We start from the raw sequence: 20,684 nt of genomic DNA, 5'->3' as shown, positions 1-20,684 counted from the left end.
GTCTATCCGGTCCTATGCCAAAACTTCTTGAAATCAAACTTATCCCAATGGTTGCTCATCTCATGGCATCTTTAAAATCCGCCGCGCTCCTGCTTCCCTTTCTTATACATGCTCCAGAATATTACGGAGATATTTTCAAAATCAACAGAATAGGACCGGAAATATTGGAGGCGGATCCTGAAGTATTGAAAAACCTTTCCTACGACCCGCCGGGGCAGGATTTGCTCTCCAATGAACAGAACAGGGAAGCGTGGCAAACCTTCGTAAAAACCTATGAAACGCCCGTCCGCAAGGTGCAGGACTGGTACAATTCCATCACGGACAAGGAGTCCGCCGATGCCGCAGCGGATTCTTTCAACAAGGATGTTCTGCCTATTCTTAAAAAACTCACGGGCCGTGCTGCAGACATGAAAAAACAGGCTCTTTCTATTCCAGCTTCTCCCGAAATGCAGAAATTCATATTCCTACGCATTTCCCAGCTGCAGGGGCGACTGTTAATTATTTTCCTGCCTATGCAAAATGAAGAAAAAGTGAGTGCTGAGACATGCTACCGAGGAAGCACCAAGCTTTTTGAAATTATTCTAGGATTAACATCCCCCTCAATGATTGATATCTCAAATTTTATTGAATCTCAGAACGAATCCCAAGAAAGTTTTGAAGCCGTTTTTAAGGAACCATGGTCTTCAGCTCCCCAGCCTTGAGGAAGGAATGCGGATAAAATCTCTTCCTACTCAATCCTGAACTGGCGGGCCATTTTTTTCAGCCACCAGTCGCGGTGGCGCATTTCATCCCGGCTGTTTTCCAGTTCCCTGAGTTCACTGCCGCGCAGCCCACCCTTCATGTACCGTTCGTCCAGCTTGCGCATTTCCTCCCGCGTGTTCTTCCGGAGAGCCTTGTAAAACTGGGCTCCGGTCACCAGAACGCCGTCCGCGCCGCTTTTTCCCACCATGCCCATGTAAAGTTTCCTCAGCCTGTTGTAGTCCTCCACCACGCGGTTGTATTTCAGGGCGGCGTACTGGTAGCGTTCCTTCCAGTCTTCCGGACCGGGATTGACGAGCCGGGACGCCACGGAACCGGGAGGAGGTGAAACTCCCGGCGGAAAGCCGCCGGAAGGCAACGGCGTCAGCGGGGGAGCCTGGGGGACGGATTGCGGCTGCCGCGCCGGAATTCCGCTGCCCGTCATGGAGAGGGGCGCGCGCTCCGTCAGCAAGCCGTCCATGCGCGCCTGCTCCAGGGATTCCAGCAGGCGCTCGCGTTCCTTCTGCAGGACTACATTGGATTCCCTTTCCTCCGACAACGATTTTTTCAGCACCCCCATGCTGCCGGACATTTCCGTATAAACCAGGGCATACGCCCCAATGCAGCCCAGCAGGAAGCCCAGGCCCAGCGTGATTCCCCTTTCCCTCCACGGCCCCGGCTTCCGCTCCGCAGCCGGAGCCGGATTTTCCGGTTCATGCCCGGGGGAGGCGGCCAGATAGTGTTCCAGGGGACCCTCGTCAGGCATGGGCTTGATTCAGGGGGGTGGAAGTGAAAATTCGTCAGGGTTGTTCCGGACGGATGCAGTCCGCGCCGAAGTACGGCACGAGCGCTTCCGGAATGCGGATGGAACCGTCCGGCTGCTGGTAGGTTTCCAGCAGGGCCACATACAGGCGCGGCAGAGCCGTTCCCGAGCCGTTCAGCGTATGGCAGAACTGGTTTTTGCCGTCCGCGTCCTTGTAGCGCAGGCGCATGCGGCGCGCCTGGTAGTCCGTGAAGCAGGAGCAGGAGGAAACTTCCAGATACTGACCCTGGCCCGGCGCCCATACTTCAATGTCGTACGTTTTGGCGGAGGAAAAGCCGAGGTCGCCCGTGCAGAGTTCAATCACCCTGTAGTGCAGCCCCAGCTTCTGGAGGATGGATTCCGCGTGGCTGCGGAGCACTTCCAGTTCCCGGAAGGAGTCTTCCGGCTTCAGTATCTGCACCAGCTCCACCTTGTCAAACTGGTGGATGCGGATCATGCCGCGGTTGATGCGTCCGGCGCTGCCCGCCTCCCGCCGGAAACAGGGCGTGTACGCGGCCATTTTAACGGGCAGGTCGCTCTCCTGGAGAATGGTGTCACGGTACAGGTTGGTCACGGGGACTTCCGCCGTGGGGATCAGGAACATCTGCTGGTCTTCCGTGCCGTACATGTCTTCCTCGAACTTGGGAAGCTGGCCCGTGCCTTCCATGCACTCGCGCTTGACGATGAAGGGGACGCCCACTTCCTGGTAACCGTTCTCCACCGTCTGCGTGTTCAGCAGGAAGTTGATCAGGGCGCGTTCCAGACGGGCGCCCGCGCCGCGGTACACCACAAAGCCGGAGCCCGTAATGCGCGTGCCGTCCTCAAAGGAGATCATCCCCAGTCCGGCGGCCAGTTCCACATGGTCCTTCGGGTTGTCAATGGCGGGCTTTTCACCCCACACCTTGATTTCCGGATTGGCCGTTTCATCCGCCCCCACGGGGCATTCCGCGTGCGGCAGGTTGGGAATGTTCATCAGCAGGGAGGTAAGCTGGGCGGAACTTTCCTCCGCCGCCAGGTCCAGTTCCCGGATGCGTTCGCCGATTTCGCGCACGCGCGCTTCCATGGAGGAGGTGTCCTCCCCCTTCTTTTTGAGCATGCCTATCTGTTTGGAGGTGGCATTGCGCTCGGATTGCAAAGTCTGTTTTTCCGTTTCTGCATTGCGGCGCGCTTCGTCGCACGCCAGAACGTCATCGACAAGTTTCCACGCGTCGCCGCTGCGGGGCTTCAGACGCGCTTTCACTTCCTCCGGATTTTCTCGTATTACACGGATATCGAGCATAACGCGCACAGCTTGCACTTCTTCCCTCCGTCAGGCAAGCCAAATGAACGGCCCCCAACAGAAAAACGCCATCCGCTTCCAAATGCCTCCCAGACGCACGCACACGCTTTACAACCCGTAACTTGCCATCCATGGCCCGATGAAATACGTTGACGGGCTGGGACCGTGTGCCCTGACATTTTTTGACGGCGGCCATCCTCTCCCTTCTCTCATGGATTGAACCTGCGGAAGCTACCGATTCAATGTAGAAACGCCCCACAAAGGAACTCATGCAGTATTTTGCACGGCTCCCGGCTCTCTTCCGGTAAAACTTACGACAAGGGGGATATGCCGGATTCCCGGCCGCGGAAGATTTGACGGACGCCTCCGGGAAGACCATTGCTTTTTATTCAACCGCCATTTTCCATGCCTTTTCCCTGTTTTCCCTGTACAGAGGCGGCATGCCAGCCAGGACTCCAATCCCACAAAACGGGGCATTTTCTTTCTCCAGAGCGATTTTCCGAAGATGCTCCGGAAGCCGTCCGCCTTCTCCTCAACGATGGCGGCGGAATTTACAGGGAAGAGATTTCCTTTTTCCGGAGAGAAGGGAAAAACGGATAAGTGGAGTGAAACCGCCCTCTTCACCCCAGGCGTCTCCAGAATACCGCGGGGAGGTTTGACAGAGAAGTTAGGTTTCAGCTGATCTTTTCACTTCGGATTCCGTCGTCATCCCGGCAGGTTCCGTCCGGGAAGGAGGGATTTTATGGACGCTTCCTACTCCGTTTCCGTCTGAAAAACTGCCTCTTCAAGACGAGCTCCCTCCTGATTCCGGCAGACTAATTTACGCCCGCTTTCATTTGTACTTGAAGAGGCCGAAGGCAAAAGGCTAGTGTAGGAACACTATGCAACCAACCGCTCGCGTAGCTGTTCTGACAGCTCCCAAGACATTTGAAATCCGTGAATACCCCATTCCCGCCATCGGCGACGACGAAATGCTGATCAAGGTGGAAGCCTGCGGCGTTTGCGGTACGGACGGCCATGAGTACAACCGCGACCCCTTCGGCCTCTGCCCCGTGGTACTCGGCCATGAAGGCACCGGGGAAATCGTCGCGATGGGGAAAAACATCACCAGGGATACGGCGGGAAATCCCGTGAAACTGGGGGACAAGATCGTCACCTGCATCATTCCCTGCGGCACCTGCGACGCCTGCCTGAACACCCCGGCCCGCACCAACCTGTGCGAAAACGTGGGCGTGTACGGCCTGATGCCCGACGACGACGTTCACCTGAACGGCTACTTCGGGGAGTACATGGTGGTGCGCAAGGGTTCCACATTCTTCAACGTTTCCAACATGACCCTGGACCAGCGCATCCTGGTGGAGCCCGCCGCCGTCGTGGTCCACTCCCTGGAACGCGCCAAGTCCACGGGGCTGCTCAAGTTCAATTCCGTGGTGCTCGTCCAGGGCTGCGGCCCCATCGGCCTGCTCCAGATCGCCACGCTCCGCACGCTGGGCATGGAAACCATCATCGCCGTGGACGGCAACGATTCCCGCCTGGAACTGGCCAAGGAGATGGGCGCCTCCCGCACTTACAATTTCACCCATTACGCCGACCTGAACGCCCTGCTGGACGCCGTGAAGGCGGACAACGGCGGCCGTCTGGCGGATTTCGTGTTCCAGTGCACGGGCGTCGGCAAGGCCGGGGCCAACGCCTGGAAGTTCGTGAAGCGCGGCGGCGGCCTGTGCGAGGTGGGCTTCTTCATGGACGGCGGGGAAAGCGTCATCAACCATCATTTCGACCTCTGCAACAAGGAAGTAACCGCCGTAGGCTCCTGGGTGTATTCCCCGCAGGATTACCCGACCACGTTTGACTTCCTCAAGCGTGCCTACGGAATCGGCCTGCCGCTGACCAAACTGATTTCCCACCGCTTCAAGCTGGATGAAATCACGGAGGCCCTGGAAACCAACGTCCAGATGAAAGGCATCAAGATCGCCGTCATTTGCGATTAAGCCTTCCCCTGCACTTCTCCCTCCACTTCCGGGCTGCCGTGCTGAAAAGTGCGGCAGCCTTTTTTGTCCGCCGGAACGGGACCGCCCTCCCCTGTGCCGGAGCGGTTTTCTCCAGGTTAATCGTCATCCTGCGGAAACGCGTCTTTCCAGTCCAGGAATTCGCATTCGTTCGGAGGGACGTTCATCAGTTTTTTCAATTCCGGAACCAGCGTATTCAATTTGTTTTCAGCCACATCTTTTTCCTCCCCAAAATAACGGGCCTCATTTCCATAGGCGTCACGGCGCAGGGAATAAATTCCCCGGAAGGAACCATCGGGATTCAGGCGGGCCTCTATGGCAAACTGGACAAGCTCCCCCGGCCTTCCGCAAAAATCAAATTCATACAGCCAGGTCGCCACGGAGCACCACACGCCCGGTTCCACATCGTCCCACGGATCATTTTCTTCATCGCCGCCATCTTCCCGCCGGGGCAGACCTTGTTCATACCATTCGTTGAGCATGCGGAACAGGTGCAGGATAGCCCCCCGATCCCGGACAGTAATCCGGCATCCCCGTTCAGCCACCGTTTCCGCAAGGCAGTCAACCATTACTTCCCTGCAATCTTCCTCCATCCGGCAAAGAAAACCGGGAACCCATTCCGGCTGCGGCTCACGTTTGCCAAGTTTCCGGTTTCCGAATAAGCACACCCTGATGATTCCCAGGGAAACAGGGACAATTTCCCTCCACGGCACCCCCTTGCGCAGGTTCGCCACCGCCTTGCACACATGAAGAAGCCTTTTCATAACCGATAACGTTTCTTCAGGGAAGCGCCCGGGCGGGGAGCGGACCGCCAAGGGCAAAAACTTTCAGTACGGACTTTCAATATCCTATTTTCCCCAGCGTTCCGTGATTCCGCCGTAGGAGTCGATGCGGCGGTCGCGGAAGAAGGGCCAGATGCGGCGGTGGTCTTCCAGAGCATCCAGGTCCAGATCCGCGTACAGGATGGTTTCATCACTGACGGGAGCCTTGGCGACGATCCGGCCGTAATAGTCCGCCACAAAGGACTGGCCCCAGAATTCGCTTTCCCCTTCCGTGCCCACGCGGTTGACGGCGCAGACGTAACAACCGTTTGCCACGGCATGCCCGCGCTGGACGGTTTCCCACGCGCAGTGCTGCTGTGCGCCCACCAGGGGCTTTTCTTCCGGCAGCCAGCCGATGGCCGTGGGGTAAAAGAGTATTTCCGCCCCCTGCATGGCGGTGAGGCGCGCCGCTTCCGGATACCACTGGTCCCAGCAGATGAGCACGCCGATGCGGCCGAATTTGGTGTCGAACGCCTTGTAGCCCAGGTCGCCGGGCGTGAAGTAGAATTTTTCCTCGAATCCCGGGTCCTGCGGGATGTGCATTTTGCGGTAGATGCCCAGGAAGGTTCCGTCCGCGTCCACCACCCAGGCGGTGTTGTGGTACAGGCCGGTGGCGCGCTTTTCAAAGCCGGAGGCCACGATCACCACGCCCAGTTCCGCCGCCAGCTTCTGATGCGCCGCCGTCAGTTCTCCGGGAATGGGTTCCGCCAGGTCGAACAATTCGCATTCCTCCGTTCTGCAGAAGTATTCCGTGGTGAAGAGTTCCTGGGTGCAGATGATCTGCGCCCCGTTCGCGGCGGCCTCCCGGATGGCGGCTTCCGTTTTTTCCTTGTTCACGGCGGGCCGGGCGTCTGCGGACAGTTGAATGAGTGCGATTTTCGGCATGCCTCTTCCTTACCCTGTTTGCCCCCGCATTCCAAGCAGGGAAAATGCGCGCGACGCAATTATTTGATGGAAAACGCGCTAAAAAATGCTATGAATCCTCAATATGGAACCAGCCAACCCCTCCCTGCCCGCCGACGACGTAGCCGCCATTGACCGTCTCGGCACCATTTACAAGGAACTCTCTGCGGAATTGAGCAAGGTCATCATCGGCCAGCAGCGCGTCGTGGAACTTTTGAGCATCGCCCTATTTTCCCGGGGCCACGCGCTCCTGATGGGCGTGCCCGGCCTGGCAAAGACCCTGCTGATCAGCTCCGTGGCCAAGACCCTGGACCTCAGCTTCAACCGCATCCAGTTCACCCCGGACCTGATGCCCGCGGACATCACGGGCACGGACATCATCCAGGACGATTCCGCGGGCGGAAAACGCCAGTTCGAGTTTATCAAAGGTCCCGTTTTCGCCAACATCGTGCTGGCGGACGAAATCAACCGCGCCCCCGCCAAGACCCAGTCCGCCCTGCTGGAGGCCATGCAGGAACACCGCGTCACCGTGATGGGCCGCACCTTCACCCTGCTTCCCCCCTTCTTCGTGCTTGCCACGCAGAACCCCATTGAGCAGGAAGGCACCTACCCCCTGCCGGAAGCCCAGCTCGACCGCTTCATGTTCCTGATTGAAGTGGATTACCCCACGGAAGACGAGGAAATGCGCATCGCCCGGGAAACCACGGGCAACCGCAGCGAAGAGCTGAAGCACATACTCTCCGGGGATGAAATCATCTTTTACCAGGACCTGGTGCGGCGCGTGCCCGTTCCGGAACATATTTACGAATACGCCGTGAAGCTGGTGCGCTCCACCCGCCCCTCCCTGGAGACTTCCCCGGAATGGGTGAAGCAGTACGTCGCCTGGGGCGCAGGCCCGCGCGCCGTGCAGTTCCTGATCCTGGGCGCCAAGACGCGCGCCGCCCTCCAGGGCAGCTACATCGTCCGCAAGGAGGATATCGACGCCATTGTGGAACCCGTGCTGATGCACCGCGTGGTCACGAACTTCGCCGCGGAATCCCAGGGCCTCACGCCGCGCAAGGCCGTCGCCCGCCTGGCCGCGGAAGTCTGACGCGCCGGAACGCATTCACCCCCTTCCCCGACTGTTCATGTCCACGAAGTACCTGAACCACGACCTGCTTTCCCGCCTGGGCAACCTCCCTCTGGAGGCACGCCAGAGCATGGCGGGGAACGTGTCCGGACGCCACAGGAGCGCCAACCGCGGCTCTTCCGTGGAGTTTGCGGAATACCGCAAGTACGTGGCGGGCGACGACACCCGGCGCCTGGACTGGAAGGCCTACGCCCGCTCCGACCGGTATTACATCAAGGAGTTTGAGGCGGACACCAACTTGCGCGCCTACATCGTCATGGACCTCTCCGGCTCCATGAACTACCACCCGGAACAGGTGGAGTCCAAATACATGCGCGCATGCAGGCTGGCCGCCAACCTGGCCTACATCGGCATCCGGCAGGGGGATGCCGTGGGACTGAGCTTTTCCCAGCAGGGGAAGGACAGCGCCGCGCTGCACATTCCCGCCTCCCGCCGTCCCGCCCACCTAAACGTGCTCATCAGCCAGATGGACACGCACCACCCCCGCGGGGAGACCGTCCTGGCGGAGACGCTGCACGAACTGGCGGAGCGCGTGAGCCGCCGCGCCCTGATCCTGATTTTCTCAGACCTGTTCACGGATACGGCCGAACTTAAAAACGCCATGCGGCACCTCCACTTCCGCAAGCACGACGTGGCCGTGTTCCACCTGGTGGACCAGCTGGAAATAGACTTCGACTTCGACCGCCCCATCCGCTTCGTGGACATGGAAGGGGGCGGCTCCCTGATTACGGAGCCGGACCTCATCGCGGACGAGTACCGCACCATCGTCTCCAATTATCTGGAAGAGACGAGAAATATCTGCACGGACATCAACGCGGACTACCGCCTGGTCCGCACCGGGGATTCCCTGGAATCCGTGCTGACGGGGTTCCTGATGGGCCGCCAGAAGAAGAAGGCGGGGAGGTAGAGGCGGCGGCGCTGTCTCACGGAACGGTTGATTGCCGGACGCAACGGGGGCAGGATGTCTCGCGCGCGTTCCCGGAACAGGTTCCGCCATGTTCATTATTCCTATTTTCTCCTACCGTGGACATTACCCCCAAAATCATCGTGGGCCTGGGCAATCCGGGCAAGACTTATGAAGATACCCGGCACAACGCCGGGTTCATGGTGGCGGACCGCCTGGCGGCCCACTGGGGATGCGTGTTCAAGACGGACAAACAGCGCAAGTGCGAACTGGCGGCAGGCCCCGGCGTACTGCTGGTGAAGCCGACCACGTTCATGAACGAATCCGGCCTCTGCGTAGGGCCCATGATGCGCTTCTTCAAGCTGGACCCGCGCAGCGTGTTCGTCATTCATGACGAGGTGGATTTCCCGCTGGGCGTCATCAAGCTCCGGGAGAAGGGCTCCGCGGGAGGCCACAACGGCCTCAAGTCCCTGATCGCCCACATGGGCACGCAGGAATTCCCGCGGCTCCGCTTCGGCATCGGGCTGCCCCGCGGCAAGGGGGAAATGACGGGGCATGTCCTGGGAAAATTCCGCCCGGAGGAGCGGGAGCTTCTGGACGTCATGGTGGCCAAAGCCGCGGACGCCGTCCTGTACACCATGCAGCACGGGCTGACCAGGGCGGGCAATATCTTCAATACCGTACAGGATGCGTAGAAGCGTCTTCCCATCGTCCGCCGCCCCTCAGTCTCAGTCCCAATCCGGGCCGAACGCCGCAAGTCCGTGCGTCCGTTGAAATTCCTTTAAGTGCAGAAAACAGTTTTTCCCAAAAAGCAGGTGCGTCCACAGTCCTGTCACCGTCCCGCCGCGGCAAAGGCCCGCAATCATCCGGACGCGGACGGGAGGATGGCGCGGACACACATCTTTTTTCACCTGCCAACAGTGTATGGTATTGCTAAACAAACCGGAATCCGGTAGGCTCTTTTACACGGTTTTTTTCCTCAGGACAGACCCTGCTACGTATTCATGGCTGAATTAAATTCACAGGCTCCGCGCAGACACACCCAGGCAAACAAAAGGCGGCATCCCAAGACCAAGCCCCGGAAGCGGTTCCGGGGTTTTGTCAAAAAATTCATCGTCTGGTGCCTCGTTCTGGCCCTGATCGGCGGCGCCGTGGGGTACTTCGGCTTCATGGCCGCCTGGAAGCGCTATGACAACTGGGCCGCGGAGTTTGACCTGGAACGCATCAACGACGTGGAGAAGCCGAGCATCATTTTTGACCGGAACGGGGAGGAAATAGGCCGTATTTACGTGGAAAACCGCAGTTATGTAACGCTGGATAAAATTTCCCCCGCCATGATCAACGCCCTGGTCGCCCAGGAGGACTCGCGCTTCTGGGAACATCCGGGCTACGATTTCCTGGGGATTCTGAGAGCGGCCAAGGAATATGCCGGCAACAGCGGGGAGGCCAACCAGGGAGCGTCCTCCATCACCCAGCAGCTTGCCAGAAACGCCTACGACCTGAAAAACAGGGCCAAGGCGCGGAACGAAGGGAGCTTTGGCCGCAAGTTTGTGGAAATAGCCCTGGCGCGGCGCATCACGGAACGGTACAGCAAGGAACAGGTGCTGGAGTTTTACATCAACCGCGTGTACTTCGGCAGCGGGTTTTACGGCATCCGGTCCGCCTCCCTGGGGTACTTCGGCAAGGAACCCGCGGACCTGACCACGCGGGAGGCCGCCTCCATCGCCGCCCTGATTAAGAACCCGAACGGCCTGTCCCCCCTCAACAACAAGGAGGGCAACCTGAAATGGCGCAACCACGTGCTCAACCGCATGGCCAGGGAAAAATACATCACTCCGGAAGAAGCGCAGCGGCTTTCCTCCATGGACCTGGGCCTCAACCCCAAGCCCCTGAAACGCGGAGTCTCCCACATTTACGACCGCATTTACGCGGAAATCACCGCCTATCTGGGTGAGGAGCGCGTCAACGCCGCGGGCCTGAGGATTTACACCACCATTGACAAGAAACTTCAGGACGCTACCGGGAAGGCCCTGTCCCAGGCGCTGGAAAACATTGAAAAACGCCCGGGGTACAGCCACCAGAAAGCCGCGGACTACGACCGCTTCTCAGGCGGCAAGCCCCGCTACCTGGAAGGAGCCGTGCTGATGGTGGACAACCAGTCCGGCGCCGTGCTCGCCTACCACGGAGGCCGCAACCACACGAACCGCCAGTACGACGTCATCAAGGAAGGAGCGCGCCCCACCGGCACGGCCATCCTGCCCTTCCTGTACGCCGCTGCCTTCGACACGGGCAAAAGCCCCGTCACCCGCATTCTGGACGACGCCATCGACAACCGCCTGACCGGCATCGGCGGCTCGGAAGGGATTCTGGGAGAATGGGGGGCGGAAAGCTCCAGGAACCGCTATGAAGGCATGATCACCGCCCACCGCGGCCTGGCCGCCTCCAAGATAGCCGCCTCCCTGCGCATGGGCATGGACATGGGAACGGCCCCCTTCATCAAGAAACTGGCGGACTTCGGCATCCGCAAACCGGTGCGGGAAGCGGGCAGCACGGAGGTAAACCCGGTTTACCGCCCCAAGATTTTCGTGGGAACGGAACCGGCCTCCCTGACGGAAATGACGCTGGCCTACACCGCCATTCCCAACGGAGGCTCCCGTCCGGAAAACATCTACTACCTGGACAGGATAGAGGACGAGGAGGGCCGGCTGATCTGGGAGTCCACCCAGGCCATTGAAACCAGGAACAACGCCCAGGTCCGGAAAGGGGCCGCCTCCACGGCCACGGCCTTCCAGCTTCACAACATCCTGCATTCCTCCCTGAAAAACGGTTCCGCCCAGCGGGTGGCGGACAGCCTGCCCGGAAATTTCAAGGGCGGCGTCAAGACCGGCACCACGTACGACTTCGGGGACAACTGGCTGTTCGGCTATGACGACCGGGTGACCTGCGGCATCTGGATCGGCTTCCTGGAAGGGAAAAAGCCCATCTACAACGGCGCCTTCTCCTCGGACACCTGCGCCTCCATCCTCGGGACGGCCTTTAAGGAATCCGAACGCCTCTTCCCCGCCGGGGAACTGGAGCCCCCGCCCAGCGTGGAGCGCGTGGAAATCTGCCTGACGACCGGAAAGCGGGCCACCCACAGCTGCTACGACATCGACCCGGTGGACAAGAAATACCGCCGCCATACCATGTTCGAATACCTCCGCAAGGGGGATTCCAGCCTGCCCTTCTGCGACCTGCACGGAGAAGACCCCGCCGCGCCGTCCTCCCCCTTCACGGCGCAGAACCGCATTCTTCCCCTGCCCCCCATCCTGCCCGTCAAGCCCATCCTGCTGGGGGACGATCCCTACCACACGGAACTGAACCAGGGACCGCCCAACCGCAACTTCGAACTGCTGGGCACGAATGAAAACGTGCCGGAAGCGCAGGCCCTTTCCTCCGATCCCGTCGCCCCGGACCACGCGGACACGAGCATCACGCTGCCCGCTCCCAAGCCCATCGCCATTCCGGTTCCGGAATTCATCCACCTGTAACACGCACCTTTCCCATGCCATCCCTTCCCGAGGACACGGTCGCCTGCTCATGCCCGGCATGCGGCAATCTTTTTGCCGTCAAGACTTCCTTCCTGGGCCAACAGGTAAAATGCCCCATTTGCAGCAACCCCGTTACGGCCGCGCAAGACGATGAGAAACGGGACAAGGAAGAAAAATGCCTACCCTGCCGCTGCAACATATGCAGCAATCCGTTCGCCGTCAAGCTCTCCTGTCTGGGCTGCCAGGTCAGGTGCCCCGTCTGCAATTCCATCGTTACAGCCACCTGGGACGTAAAACGGCAGGAAACCGTATCAGAAACAACGCGAGAGACAGGGACCACGCCATCCGGACCGGAAAAGGAAGAAGAAAAACGCAGCCGTCCTCCGGTTTCCGAATATCTTCCTTCACCTCAAAAGAAGGTGGATATACGGAACCTTCCCCGGTTCGCCGAGACCCCGCACGCTCCGGAACGGAACACCACGAAGATCCGCAAGCGGAGGGAACGGAAGGAGGAGGCCCCGGCCATCGCCACGGCGGGTACCTCCGCCCTGGCGGAAGAATTGCCCGAATACAATCCGCCTTCCGGAGGAACTGCCGGGGAGGAACGCAAAACCACCTGGCCTGTCTGGCTGTTTGTCTCCGGGCTGGTTCTCGCCGTCCTGGGCGTATTCATGTTCCTCCGCGGCAATGACCTGGAGGCGGAAGGCGGCAAGATCCTGGACATCTCGGAAAAATTCGTGGATCACGAGGCCGATTTCTCCACGGAAGCGGATGACGCCATGATGCAGGCACTGAGAGAGAAGGCGGAACAATACCAGACGGCTTTCCTGCACCGCAGGGAGGAGGACCGGGAAGCGGAATCCGTAGCCAGACACATCACCGCCGCCATGAATGAACTGGCCCTGTACTGCATGGCCGGGTCCGACGAGGAACGGTTGAACTACGTCATCTCCCCCGCCGCCACGCGGCCGAAGATGGCGCACTGGGCCAAATACGCCCATTACAAGGATTACCTGCCCCATGAACCGGGAAAAAGCTCCAAGAACGGCGACCTGCTCCAGATTCCCGTGCTGATGGACGACAACACGATGCGCCCCGCCGTATTCCTGTATGACCACGACTCCAAAAAATGGCGGCTGGACTGGGAGGCTTGGGAAGGCTATTCCCCCATTCTTCCGGATGAATTGAAGGAAAAACGCCCCTCTTCCCCCGTTCCGGTGAGGGTGACCATCAGCATGTCCAGCCATTATGCGGCTCCGTTCCTGGAGGAATCCGCCCCGGAAAGCTACCGCGGCACCGCCTACATTGCCTTTGTGCTGGAATTTCCCAACGGGGAACGCCTGAACGCCTATGTGGACAGATATTCCCCGCTGGCGCTGGAACTCACCAAGCTGCTTTACAACGGCGCCGTGCGGGCCTGCGTCTCCATTCATTATCCGGCGGACCTCCCCGGCAACCAATCCGTCATCATAGACAGGCTGGAGTTTCCCGGCTGGATGAGCGAGGCCACCCGGAAGCTTCTTCCCAAAAACAACTGACCATATTAACCGGATTACCTGTTTTTCATGAGTTCCAAGGCATTAGCACAGACACAGGACAAGGCTCTCCAGCTCAATCTGGCGACTTCTATTTACGGGACCTTTGCGGAAATCGGTGCCGGGCAGGAAACGGCCAACTGGTTTTTCCGCGCTTCCGGCGCCGCCGGCACCGTGGCAAAAACCATCTCCGCCTATGACATGACCGTCAGCGACACGCTGTATGGCCCTGTCAAGCGTTACGTCTCCGAGGAACGCCTCAAGGGAATGCTGGACTATGAATTCTCCCAGCTCATCAACCGCCTGGGGCCCAAGCGCGGAAAGGACACCCGCTTCTTTGCCTTCTGCAATACGGTAAAAGTAAAAGGCTACCGGGACAACGGCCCGTGGAACGGCTGGATAGGCGTGCGCTTCCAGTTGAAGCCGGAAGCCGAGCCCTCAGACCTGATCATCCACGTGCGCCTGAATGATCCGGACCACGACAGCCAGATGAAGGACCTGGGCATTCTGGGCGTCAACATCCTGCACGCCGTCTTTTTCAAAAGGGACCGGCTGGAGGAATTCATTGAAGCGCTGGTGGACAACCTGGACCCCCGGCTGGTGGAAATAGACGTGGTCCGCTTTGAAGGTCACGGCTTCTCCATGGTGGACAACCGCCTTTTTGCCCTGCAACTGGTGAAGTCCGGCCTGACGCCGGCCACCCTGTTCCTGGCCAGCGGCCAGGTGGCGCAGGCGGCGGACGTGCTGTACAAGCGCCCCATCGTGCTGATGAGGGGCAGTTTCAACCCCGTCTGCAACCTGCATCTGGAAGTCATGTCCCAGGTGAAAAAATGCTTCCTCAACCACATCAATGAAACGCAGGCGGACCGGTGCATGGAAATATGCGAGATTTCCATGAACAACCTGCTGCGCGGCGGAGACGTGGACCATCTGGAATTCCTGGACCGCGCGGACAGCCTGAAGGCGCTGGGCAAAAACGTTCTGATCACCAAGATGCCGCGTTTTGACAACCTTTCAGAACTGCTCGCCCGCTACACGAAGGAACCCATCGCCATCGCCCTTTCCATCGGCCTGCTCAACGAACTGTTCAAGGAAAAATGGACGGAAGACATTCCCGGCGGCATTCTGGAATCCTTCGGCCGCACCTTCCAGAACAAGACGCGCCTGTACGTCTCCCCCTGGCTCAACCGCAAATCCGGGGAATTCGTCACGGCCAGAACCTTCCGCGCCCCGGAACAGTACGTGCACCTTTACCAGCACTTCCTGGCCAACGAACTGGTGGTGGACGTCCCCTTCTTCAACGAATACCTGCTGCGCCACACGCCGCGGGACATCCAGCGCATGATCGCCGCGGACGAGGACATCTGGAAAACCCTGGTCCCGGCGGAGGCGCACCGCTCCGCCCTGCACTTCCGCTGACGCCCGCGCGGCTGAACTCCTTTAATCAGGAAAACTTAACAAGATTGTCTTGCCATGCGGCAGGAAAATCATTAAGGTCTCCGAGTTCCATTTTTATCATGAATACCATTATTATCGGCTCCCAATGGGGCGACGAAGGCAAAGGCAAAATGATTGATTTCTTAACGGAATCGGCCGACGTGGTAGCCCGCGGCCAGGGCGGCAACAACGCCGGCCATACCGTTATCGCCAACGGGAAGAAGTACATTCTGCACCTTGTCCCCTCCGGCATCCTGTGGCCGGGCAAGCTCTGCGTCATCGGTAATGGCGTCGTGCTGGACCCCGTCGGCCTGGTGGAGGAAATCAACGAACTCCGCGGCCAGGGCGTTTCCATCACCAGTGAAAATCTTCTCATCTCCGACCGCGCCCACGTGGTCCTCCCCTTCCACAAGGAAATGGACGCCGCCCAGGAATCCGCCCTCGGCAAGAAAGCCATCGGCACCACCAAGCGCGGCATCGGCCCCACGTATGCGGACAAGGCGCGCCGCATCGGCGTGCGCATGGCGGACATGCGGGACCCCGCCATTTTTGACGAAGTATTGCGCCGCCGCATCAGGATGGCGAACGCGGAAATGGAACGCATGGGCCTGCCCGCCATGGACGAGGAAAAAATGGTGAAGGAAGTCAGCGCCGCCGCGGACGTGCTGCGCCCCCACATCACCAACACCATTCCGGTCATGAACGAGGCCATCGCCGCCGGAAAGAGCATCCTCTTTGAAGGCGCCCAGGGAGCTTACCTGGACGTGGACTTCGGCACCTATCCGTTCGTCACTTCTTCCAACACTTCCTCCGCCGGGGCCTGCACCGGCACCGGAGTCCCCCCCCACAAGATCGATCGCATCATCGGCGTCTGCAAGGCCTACACCACCCGCGTGGGAGCCGGCCCCTTCGTCACGGAAGATGAAGACATCTCCAACCACCTGCACAGCATGGGCCGCGAATTCGGCGCCACGACCGGACGCCCCCGCCGCTGCGGCTGGGCGGACGGCGTTCTGCTCCATTTCTCCGCCATGTTCAACGGCTTTGACGAAATGGCCATGACCAACCTGGACGGCTACGACAAGTGCCCGGAAATCAAAATCTGCACGGGCTATGACCTGGACGGGGAAATCCTGGCCTATCCGCCCGCCACGGTGGACGAATGGGAACGCTGCAAGCCCGTCTATGAAACCATGCCGGGCTGGCTTCAGGACATTTCCTCCTGCCGCACCTGGGAAGAGATTCCGGAAAACGCCAAAAAGTTCGTCAAACGCATGAGCGAACTCATCGGCTGCCCCGTCACCACCGTAGGCGTGGGGCCCGATCGTGAACAGACAATCGCCGTCAAATAACCCCATCCGGGAAAAATATCCCTTTTCGTACCTTCAGGACTGTTCCGCTATCATTGATGCGGAACAGTCCTTTTATTTTCAAACCTTTTCAGAGCGCACCGGATTTATAATCCGGAAGTCAACGAAAAAATCTGGAGAAAAGTTGATTAGGGATAATAATATCTATAAGGATGACAGGAATAACAGGGAGCGGCAAAATTCCCCTGTCATTCCTATGATCCTTATGTTCCCTGCCAAAGGCATCTTTGCATGGCGGCGTTGTTTTATCACGGATTATAAATCCGAATATCTTTTTGTTCAGTTTTAACCATCTTAATTAAGAATGAAAAAATCCTTATTTATTGCAGCCGCCCTGCTTTATTCCGGGCTGGGCGTACAGGCCGCCACTCTTAAATATTATTACGATTTCAACAAGCTCAACGGAAGCCTGTCTTCCCTGAACGACAATAATCTGGCGGGAGAAACGGCAGGGACCGCCGCGTTCAGCGGCGGCTGGATCAATTATACGGACGGATATGAAGGAAAGGGCTGCGACAGTGGCTCGAACGGAGGCCAGCCCAGGTTCAGCGCTTCCGGTGTCAATTTCACAGGGGATGTCCAGTCTCTGAAACTGGCTTCCGCCGCCGAAACCACCATGGACACCTCAGTTGCATTCCGGCGTCTTGAACAATGATGAAATCGCGGCCCTGGCCGCCAATCCGGCCCTCCCCGTGCCGGAACCCGCAACGGCCGCATTAGGCATTCTGGGACTGGCCGCGGCGGGATTCCGCCGCCGCAGATACTGAAGAGCATCACTGTGCGGCAATTGACTTTTTTCACGGGAAAGCAGGCTTGTCTTGTTTTCCCGTTTTTTTCATCTAACATATCTCCATTATACATTTCCCATGAAAATTACTTCACTTCTGTTCGGTATCTTCGCCGGCTGCATTTCTCTTCCCCTTGCCTGCGCCGCGGACTATACATGGAACGGCGGCAACGCCTCTTGGACTGACTCCGGAGCGTGGCTGCTGGACGGCAACGCCGCGGACTGGGTCAACGGCAGCAATGCCCTGTTCCAGACCGGCTCCACGCTTGCCGTGGGCAGCGGCATCAGTGCCTCCGGCCTTCTTTATGAAGGAGTAGCCGTCACGCTGAACGGGGGTTCCCTGACTCTGGCCGGGAATGCTTCCGGCAGCAACGGAGGTTCCGCCACCCTCTCCGGAACGGCGCTGACTCTGAACGCCGCCGATGCGGAAGACGCGTGGACCGTCCGGGATACCAGCCTGAGCGGTTCCTCCACGCTTACCAAAACGGGAAACGGAACGGTCACCTTGTCCGGAACGCATACGGCGAACGGAACCTGGAACATTAATGAGGGAACCCTTGTGTTCACGGGCGCCAGGGATATTACGGCGGGAGGGAAGATCAATATTGCCTCCGGCGCCGTTCTGGATGCCAGCGGGGGACGCTTGTTCCATGCCGCCAATTACGCCTCCAACTGGGAGCAGCCTACCATTACCTTGAACGGCGGCACGCTTAAGCTGAACCAGTTCGGCTATAATTCCGCCTCACTGGGATGTTTGCAGAATAATTTTTACGCCCTCAAATTCTCCTCCGGCACCACCAGCCGCGTCGTGATTTCCCAGGGATACGAGTCGGGAGGCACCGGCAGCCGGGGCATTTACATTGCCGGCTGGGGAACCACTGCCGTGATTGAACTGGGAGCCAACCAGACCTTCACCTGGAGTTCTTCCAACGCTCAGAATTTTGATTCCATCGTCTGCGAGTCCGGAGCGGGAAGCGCCCTGCAACTGGTCGTCGGGGAAAATTCCGTGTTCAATTTCGACCAGAAGTTCGCCAACAAGAATACGGCCAACGAATACGGAGCCCCGACCACCTCCAATTTTTCCGGCTTGAGCCTGATTAAATCCGGCAGCGGGGAACTCGTCGTCAAGCGGGCCAACACAATTTCCTCCGACCGCGTGGTACGGGTGGATGCAGGCAAATTGACGCTGGACGTGGACAACGCCTTCGGCACGGGCTCCGTCCTGGGCAGCGTGAATATCGCCTCCGGAGCCCTGCTTTCCATGAACGGGCACACGCTGAACAACACCATTGAGGTGGTTTCCGGGGCCACGCTGGACATGGGGGGCAGTTCCTACGCCAGACTGGTCAACTGGCATGAAGGCGGCATTCTCCTGAATACGGAGAACAACAAGGGCACGCTCAACATCATGACCCGCACGGAGCTGGAACTGGGGTCCAGGTCCTGGGCCGGGAGCGTGGTCACGGACACGGATACCGTTTTTACGCTGACCGCGGACCAGAACCTGGACGCACTGGGGGGCTCCGTCAACTGCTGGATAGGCGGCAGGGGGAACAACAATACGCTTCAAAGCATTTCCTTCACCGGGAACCACGGCATCAACATTGACAATTACGGGGCCAAATGGGCCGTCATCCTTTCGGAAAACGTCACCTTCCAGGACACCGAGGACCTGGCTTTCTCCAACAATGCGGCGGACATGGCCAATACGGACGCCCTTTACGGAGCCGGAGCCATCGCGGCCAATGATACGGTCACGTTCAGCGGCACCGGAGCCCTCACATTCACCAGCAACAGCGTGCGGGGAGATTCCGCCGCCTCCGGAGGGGCCATTTACGCTTCCGGCGGGGCGCTGTTCACCAATACGGGCGCCATCAGCTTTACCGGCAATACCGCCATGACGCACGGAGGAGCCATCCATGCGGGAGGCACTACGGGCAGCCTGGCATTTTCCGATATTGCGGAAGATATTTCCTTCTCCGGCAATACGGCGGGAGAAAACGGAGGCGCCATCAACAACGATTTTGAGACTGTGGAATGGTCCGGCGTCGGAAACGTTTCCTTCATCTCCAACCATGCGGAGGCAGGCGCGGGCGGCGCGATCTGGGCCGGCATGGACATGACGGTGGATACCGCCGTCTCCTTCACCGTGACGGACAACCAGGCCGGTGACGGCGGGGGCGGCGGAATTTACGCAGACGGCAGCGTTTCCTTCTCCGCCGTGGACAGCATCACTTTCTCCGGCAACCAGGCCTCCACCTACGGAGGGGCCATTTGCGCCTACAACGACATCACCGTTTCCGATTCCGGGAAGGTCACCTTTTCCGGCAATACCGCCGGCTATGACGGGGGTGCTCTGGATGCCTACAACGTCACCATTGCCGGAAACACGGATACGGTCCTGTTTGAGAACAACAGCGCGGACGGCGAAGGCGGAGCCGTCAATCTGCAAAGCGGCGGCACCCTCACCCTGGCGGCTGACCATGCGGACATTATTTTCCGCGGCAATACCGCGCAGGGAGGAAGCGTGCGCAACGCCATTCATTTTAATGACGGAGCCACGGCCTCCCTCAACGCCGGGGCCGGGCACCGGATTCTTTTTGAAGACGGCCTGAGTTCCCTGGAAGATGCCGTTGTGGAAGTCCACGTCAATGAAGAGGCGGGGGCCGAAGGCGCCGTTTCCATGTCCGGAGCGGAGAGCCAGTCCGCCATCAAGGCCAATACCACGGTGCACGGAGGCACGTTTTCCGTCAGCAACGGGGCTTCCTACGGCTACCAGTCCTCCGACTGGAGCGCGGAAGATACGCGCACTTCCTTCACGGTCAGCGGCGGAACGCTGCACATAGGTGAACAATCCGCCTTGAACGCGGCGGATGTGAGTTTTGCGGACGGCACGCGTTTTTCCGTCACGGGAACCGGCAGCCTGAACGCGGACACGCTGACCCTGGGCAACGACGTTTCCATCATCGGAACGGGGACGGGCAGCTTTTCCATCACCGCCGCCGCCATTGACATGTCCAGCGGCATCACGATCGACCTTTCACAGGGTGTCCAGGTAGGCCTGGTCCTGCATGCGGATACGCTGACGCTGGGCGGCAGCCTGGCCCTTGACGACAGTGCCGTGGATTACACCTCCAGTCCGTGGCAGGCCGACCGGTCCTGGCTGGTCATGGATGCGGACGGCGTCACGCGGACGGACGGTGAATTTTCCTGGGCTCTTTCCGGACTTTCCAGCTCCTCCACGGTCACGACAGGCGACCTGGGGCTGGAAGGCTATGACCCCTCTCTGGAACTGGGCCGCTGGGAACTGCGCTGGGATGAAAACCACGCCCTGCACCTGGACTGGATTTCCACCGGGCTCAGCGTCCCGGAACCCTCAACTTCCGTCTTGCTTCTTGTGGCGGCCGGCGGCATGCTTGCCAGAAGAAAACGCTTCCATTAAA

General features: G+C 59.3%; 16 protein-coding genes. 12 read left to right on the top strand and 4 right to left on the bottom strand.

The genetic code is table 11. The features are described from left to right. The first annotated feature begins 14 nt into the window (after positions 1-14). Positions 15-701 (top strand): hypothetical protein, encoded by a 687-nt coding sequence (locus HMPREF3039_RS11110; RefSeq protein ID WP_067952126.1) that lies wholly within the window; start codon positions 15-17, stop codon positions 699-701. Between the two features lie 26 nt (positions 702-727). Here the strand turns inward: HMPREF3039_RS11110 and HMPREF3039_RS11105 are convergent, their stop codons facing one another. Together HMPREF3039_RS11105 and serS are read right to left on the bottom strand one after the other, a co-directional pair. Further along, the gene (locus HMPREF3039_RS11105) at positions 728-1,504 is read right to left on the bottom strand and encodes a hypothetical protein (protein ID WP_067573095.1); all 777 of its coding nucleotides are present in this window, start codon (positions 1,502-1,504) and stop codon (positions 728-730) included. 34 nt (positions 1,505-1,538) lie between these two features. Continuing rightward, positions 1,539-2,819 carry a serine--tRNA ligase gene (serS, locus tag HMPREF3039_RS11100; RefSeq protein WP_067573094.1) on the bottom strand — a complete coding sequence of 427 codons (1,281 nt, stop codon included), beginning with the start codon at positions 2,817-2,819 and terminating at the stop codon, positions 1,539-1,541. A gap of 881 nt (positions 2,820-3,700) precedes the next feature. Here serS and HMPREF3039_RS11090 point away from each other — a divergent pair. Then, entirely contained in the window at positions 3,701-4,807 is a 1,107-nt protein-coding gene (locus HMPREF3039_RS11090) for a zinc-dependent alcohol dehydrogenase (protein ID WP_067573090.1), read from the top strand. Positions 4,808-4,923: 116 nt separating this feature from the next. Here the strand turns inward: HMPREF3039_RS11090 and HMPREF3039_RS11085 are convergent, their stop codons facing one another. Together HMPREF3039_RS11085 and HMPREF3039_RS11080 are read right to left on the bottom strand one after the other, a co-directional pair. Then, positions 4,924-5,589, bottom strand: coding sequence for a hypothetical protein (locus HMPREF3039_RS11085; RefSeq protein WP_067573088.1), 666 nt, complete (start codon positions 5,587-5,589; stop codon positions 4,924-4,926). Positions 5,590-5,673: 84 nt separating this feature from the next. Continuing rightward, on the bottom strand, positions 5,674-6,531 hold the full coding sequence (locus HMPREF3039_RS11080; protein ID WP_067573086.1) for a carbon-nitrogen hydrolase: 858 nt from the start codon (positions 6,529-6,531) through the stop codon (positions 5,674-5,676). A 103-nt stretch (positions 6,532-6,634) separates the two neighbouring features. Between HMPREF3039_RS11080 and HMPREF3039_RS11075 the strand changes: the two genes are divergently transcribed. The 10 genes from HMPREF3039_RS11075 (at position 6,635) to HMPREF3039_RS11035 (ending at position 20,683) form a co-directional block, all read left to right on the top strand. Next, positions 6,635-7,639 carry an AAA family ATPase gene (locus HMPREF3039_RS11075; protein WP_067573084.1) on the top strand — a complete coding sequence of 335 codons (1,005 nt, stop codon included), beginning with the start codon at positions 6,635-6,637 and terminating at the stop codon, positions 7,637-7,639. A 37-nt stretch (positions 7,640-7,676) separates the two neighbouring features. Next, positions 7,677-8,585: a DUF58 domain-containing protein gene (locus HMPREF3039_RS11070; RefSeq protein WP_067573082.1), complete on the top strand. Its 909-nt coding sequence runs from the start codon at positions 7,677-7,679 to the stop codon at positions 8,583-8,585. Between the two features lie 116 nt (positions 8,586-8,701). Continuing rightward, the gene (pth, locus tag HMPREF3039_RS11065; RefSeq protein WP_067952124.1) at positions 8,702-9,277 is read left to right on the top strand and encodes an aminoacyl-tRNA hydrolase; all 576 of its coding nucleotides are present in this window, start codon (positions 8,702-8,704) and stop codon (positions 9,275-9,277) included. A 309-nt stretch (positions 9,278-9,586) separates the two neighbouring features. Next, positions 9,587-12,112 carry a transglycosylase domain-containing protein gene (locus HMPREF3039_RS11060; protein ID WP_067573080.1) on the top strand — a complete coding sequence of 842 codons (2,526 nt, stop codon included), beginning with the start codon at positions 9,587-9,589 and terminating at the stop codon, positions 12,110-12,112. Between the two features lie 14 nt (positions 12,113-12,126). After that, a complete protein-coding gene (locus HMPREF3039_RS14200; protein ID WP_067573078.1) occupies positions 12,127-13,650 on the top strand; it encodes a hypothetical protein in 1,524 nt (507 codons plus the stop codon). A gap of 27 nt (positions 13,651-13,677) precedes the next feature. Next, positions 13,678-15,066, top strand: a complete 1,389-nt coding sequence (locus tag HMPREF3039_RS11050) for a P-loop NTPase family protein (RefSeq protein WP_067573076.1) — start codon at positions 13,678-13,680, stop codon at positions 15,064-15,066. A 98-nt stretch (positions 15,067-15,164) separates the two neighbouring features. Then, positions 15,165-16,436, top strand: a complete 1,272-nt coding sequence (locus HMPREF3039_RS11045) for an adenylosuccinate synthase (protein WP_067573074.1) — start codon at positions 15,165-15,167, stop codon at positions 16,434-16,436. Between the two features lie 322 nt (positions 16,437-16,758). Continuing rightward, positions 16,759-17,109 carry a hypothetical protein gene (locus tag HMPREF3039_RS11040; protein ID WP_067573072.1) on the top strand — a complete coding sequence of 117 codons (351 nt, stop codon included), beginning with the start codon at positions 16,759-16,761 and terminating at the stop codon, positions 17,107-17,109. Then, positions 17,099-17,221, top strand: coding sequence for a PEP-CTERM sorting domain-containing protein (locus HMPREF3039_RS13390; protein WP_167506807.1), 123 nt, complete (start codon positions 17,099-17,101; stop codon positions 17,219-17,221). Before HMPREF3039_RS11040 ends, HMPREF3039_RS13390 begins: the two co-directional genes overlap by 11 nt. Before the next feature lie 99 nt (positions 17,222-17,320). Then, positions 17,321-20,683, top strand: coding sequence for a PEP-CTERM sorting domain-containing protein (locus HMPREF3039_RS11035; protein ID WP_067573070.1), 3,363 nt, complete (start codon positions 17,321-17,323; stop codon positions 20,681-20,683). The last annotated feature ends 1 nt before the right edge of the window (position 20,684 follow it).

This window comes from Akkermansia sp. KLE1798 (assembly GCF_001580195.1).
Lineage (GTDB): Bacteria > Verrucomicrobiota > Verrucomicrobiia > Verrucomicrobiales > Akkermansiaceae > Akkermansia > Akkermansia biwaensis.
This window is presented reverse-complemented; position numbering and strand designations above follow the sequence as displayed.

Bases quoted from the DNA above. Each gene is read 5' to 3' on its own strand.
- HMPREF3039_RS11110 (WP_067952126.1), top strand. From the start codon at position 15: ATGCCAAAACTTCTTGAAATCAAACTTATCCCAATGGTTGCTCATCTC.
- HMPREF3039_RS11105 (WP_067573095.1), bottom strand. From the start codon at position 1,504: ATGCCTGACGAGGGTCCCCTGGAACACTATCTGGCCGCCTCCCCCGGG.
- serS (WP_067573094.1), bottom strand. From the start codon at position 2,819: ATGCTCGATATCCGTGTAATACGAGAAAATCCGGAGGAAGTGAAAGCG.
- HMPREF3039_RS11090 (WP_067573090.1), top strand. From the start codon at position 3,701: ATGCAACCAACCGCTCGCGTAGCTGTTCTGACAGCTCCCAAGACATTT.
- HMPREF3039_RS11085 (WP_067573088.1), bottom strand. From the start codon at position 5,589: ATGAAAAGGCTTCTTCATGTGTGCAAGGCGGTGGCGAACCTGCGCAAG.
- HMPREF3039_RS11080 (WP_067573086.1), bottom strand. From the start codon at position 6,531: ATGCCGAAAATCGCACTCATTCAACTGTCCGCAGACGCCCGGCCCGCC.
- HMPREF3039_RS11075 (WP_067573084.1), top strand. From the start codon at position 6,635: ATGGAACCAGCCAACCCCTCCCTGCCCGCCGACGACGTAGCCGCCATT.
- HMPREF3039_RS11070 (WP_067573082.1), top strand. From the start codon at position 7,677: ATGTCCACGAAGTACCTGAACCACGACCTGCTTTCCCGCCTGGGCAAC.
- HMPREF3039_RS11060 (WP_067573080.1), top strand. From the start codon at position 9,587: ATGGCTGAATTAAATTCACAGGCTCCGCGCAGACACACCCAGGCAAAC.
- HMPREF3039_RS14200 (WP_067573078.1), top strand. From the start codon at position 12,127: ATGCCATCCCTTCCCGAGGACACGGTCGCCTGCTCATGCCCGGCATGC.
- HMPREF3039_RS11050 (WP_067573076.1), top strand. From the start codon at position 13,678: ATGAGTTCCAAGGCATTAGCACAGACACAGGACAAGGCTCTCCAGCTC.
- HMPREF3039_RS11045 (WP_067573074.1), top strand. From the start codon at position 15,165: ATGAATACCATTATTATCGGCTCCCAATGGGGCGACGAAGGCAAAGGC.
- HMPREF3039_RS11040 (WP_067573072.1), top strand. From the start codon at position 16,759: ATGAAAAAATCCTTATTTATTGCAGCCGCCCTGCTTTATTCCGGGCTG.
- HMPREF3039_RS11035 (WP_067573070.1), top strand. From the start codon at position 17,321: ATGAAAATTACTTCACTTCTGTTCGGTATCTTCGCCGGCTGCATTTCT.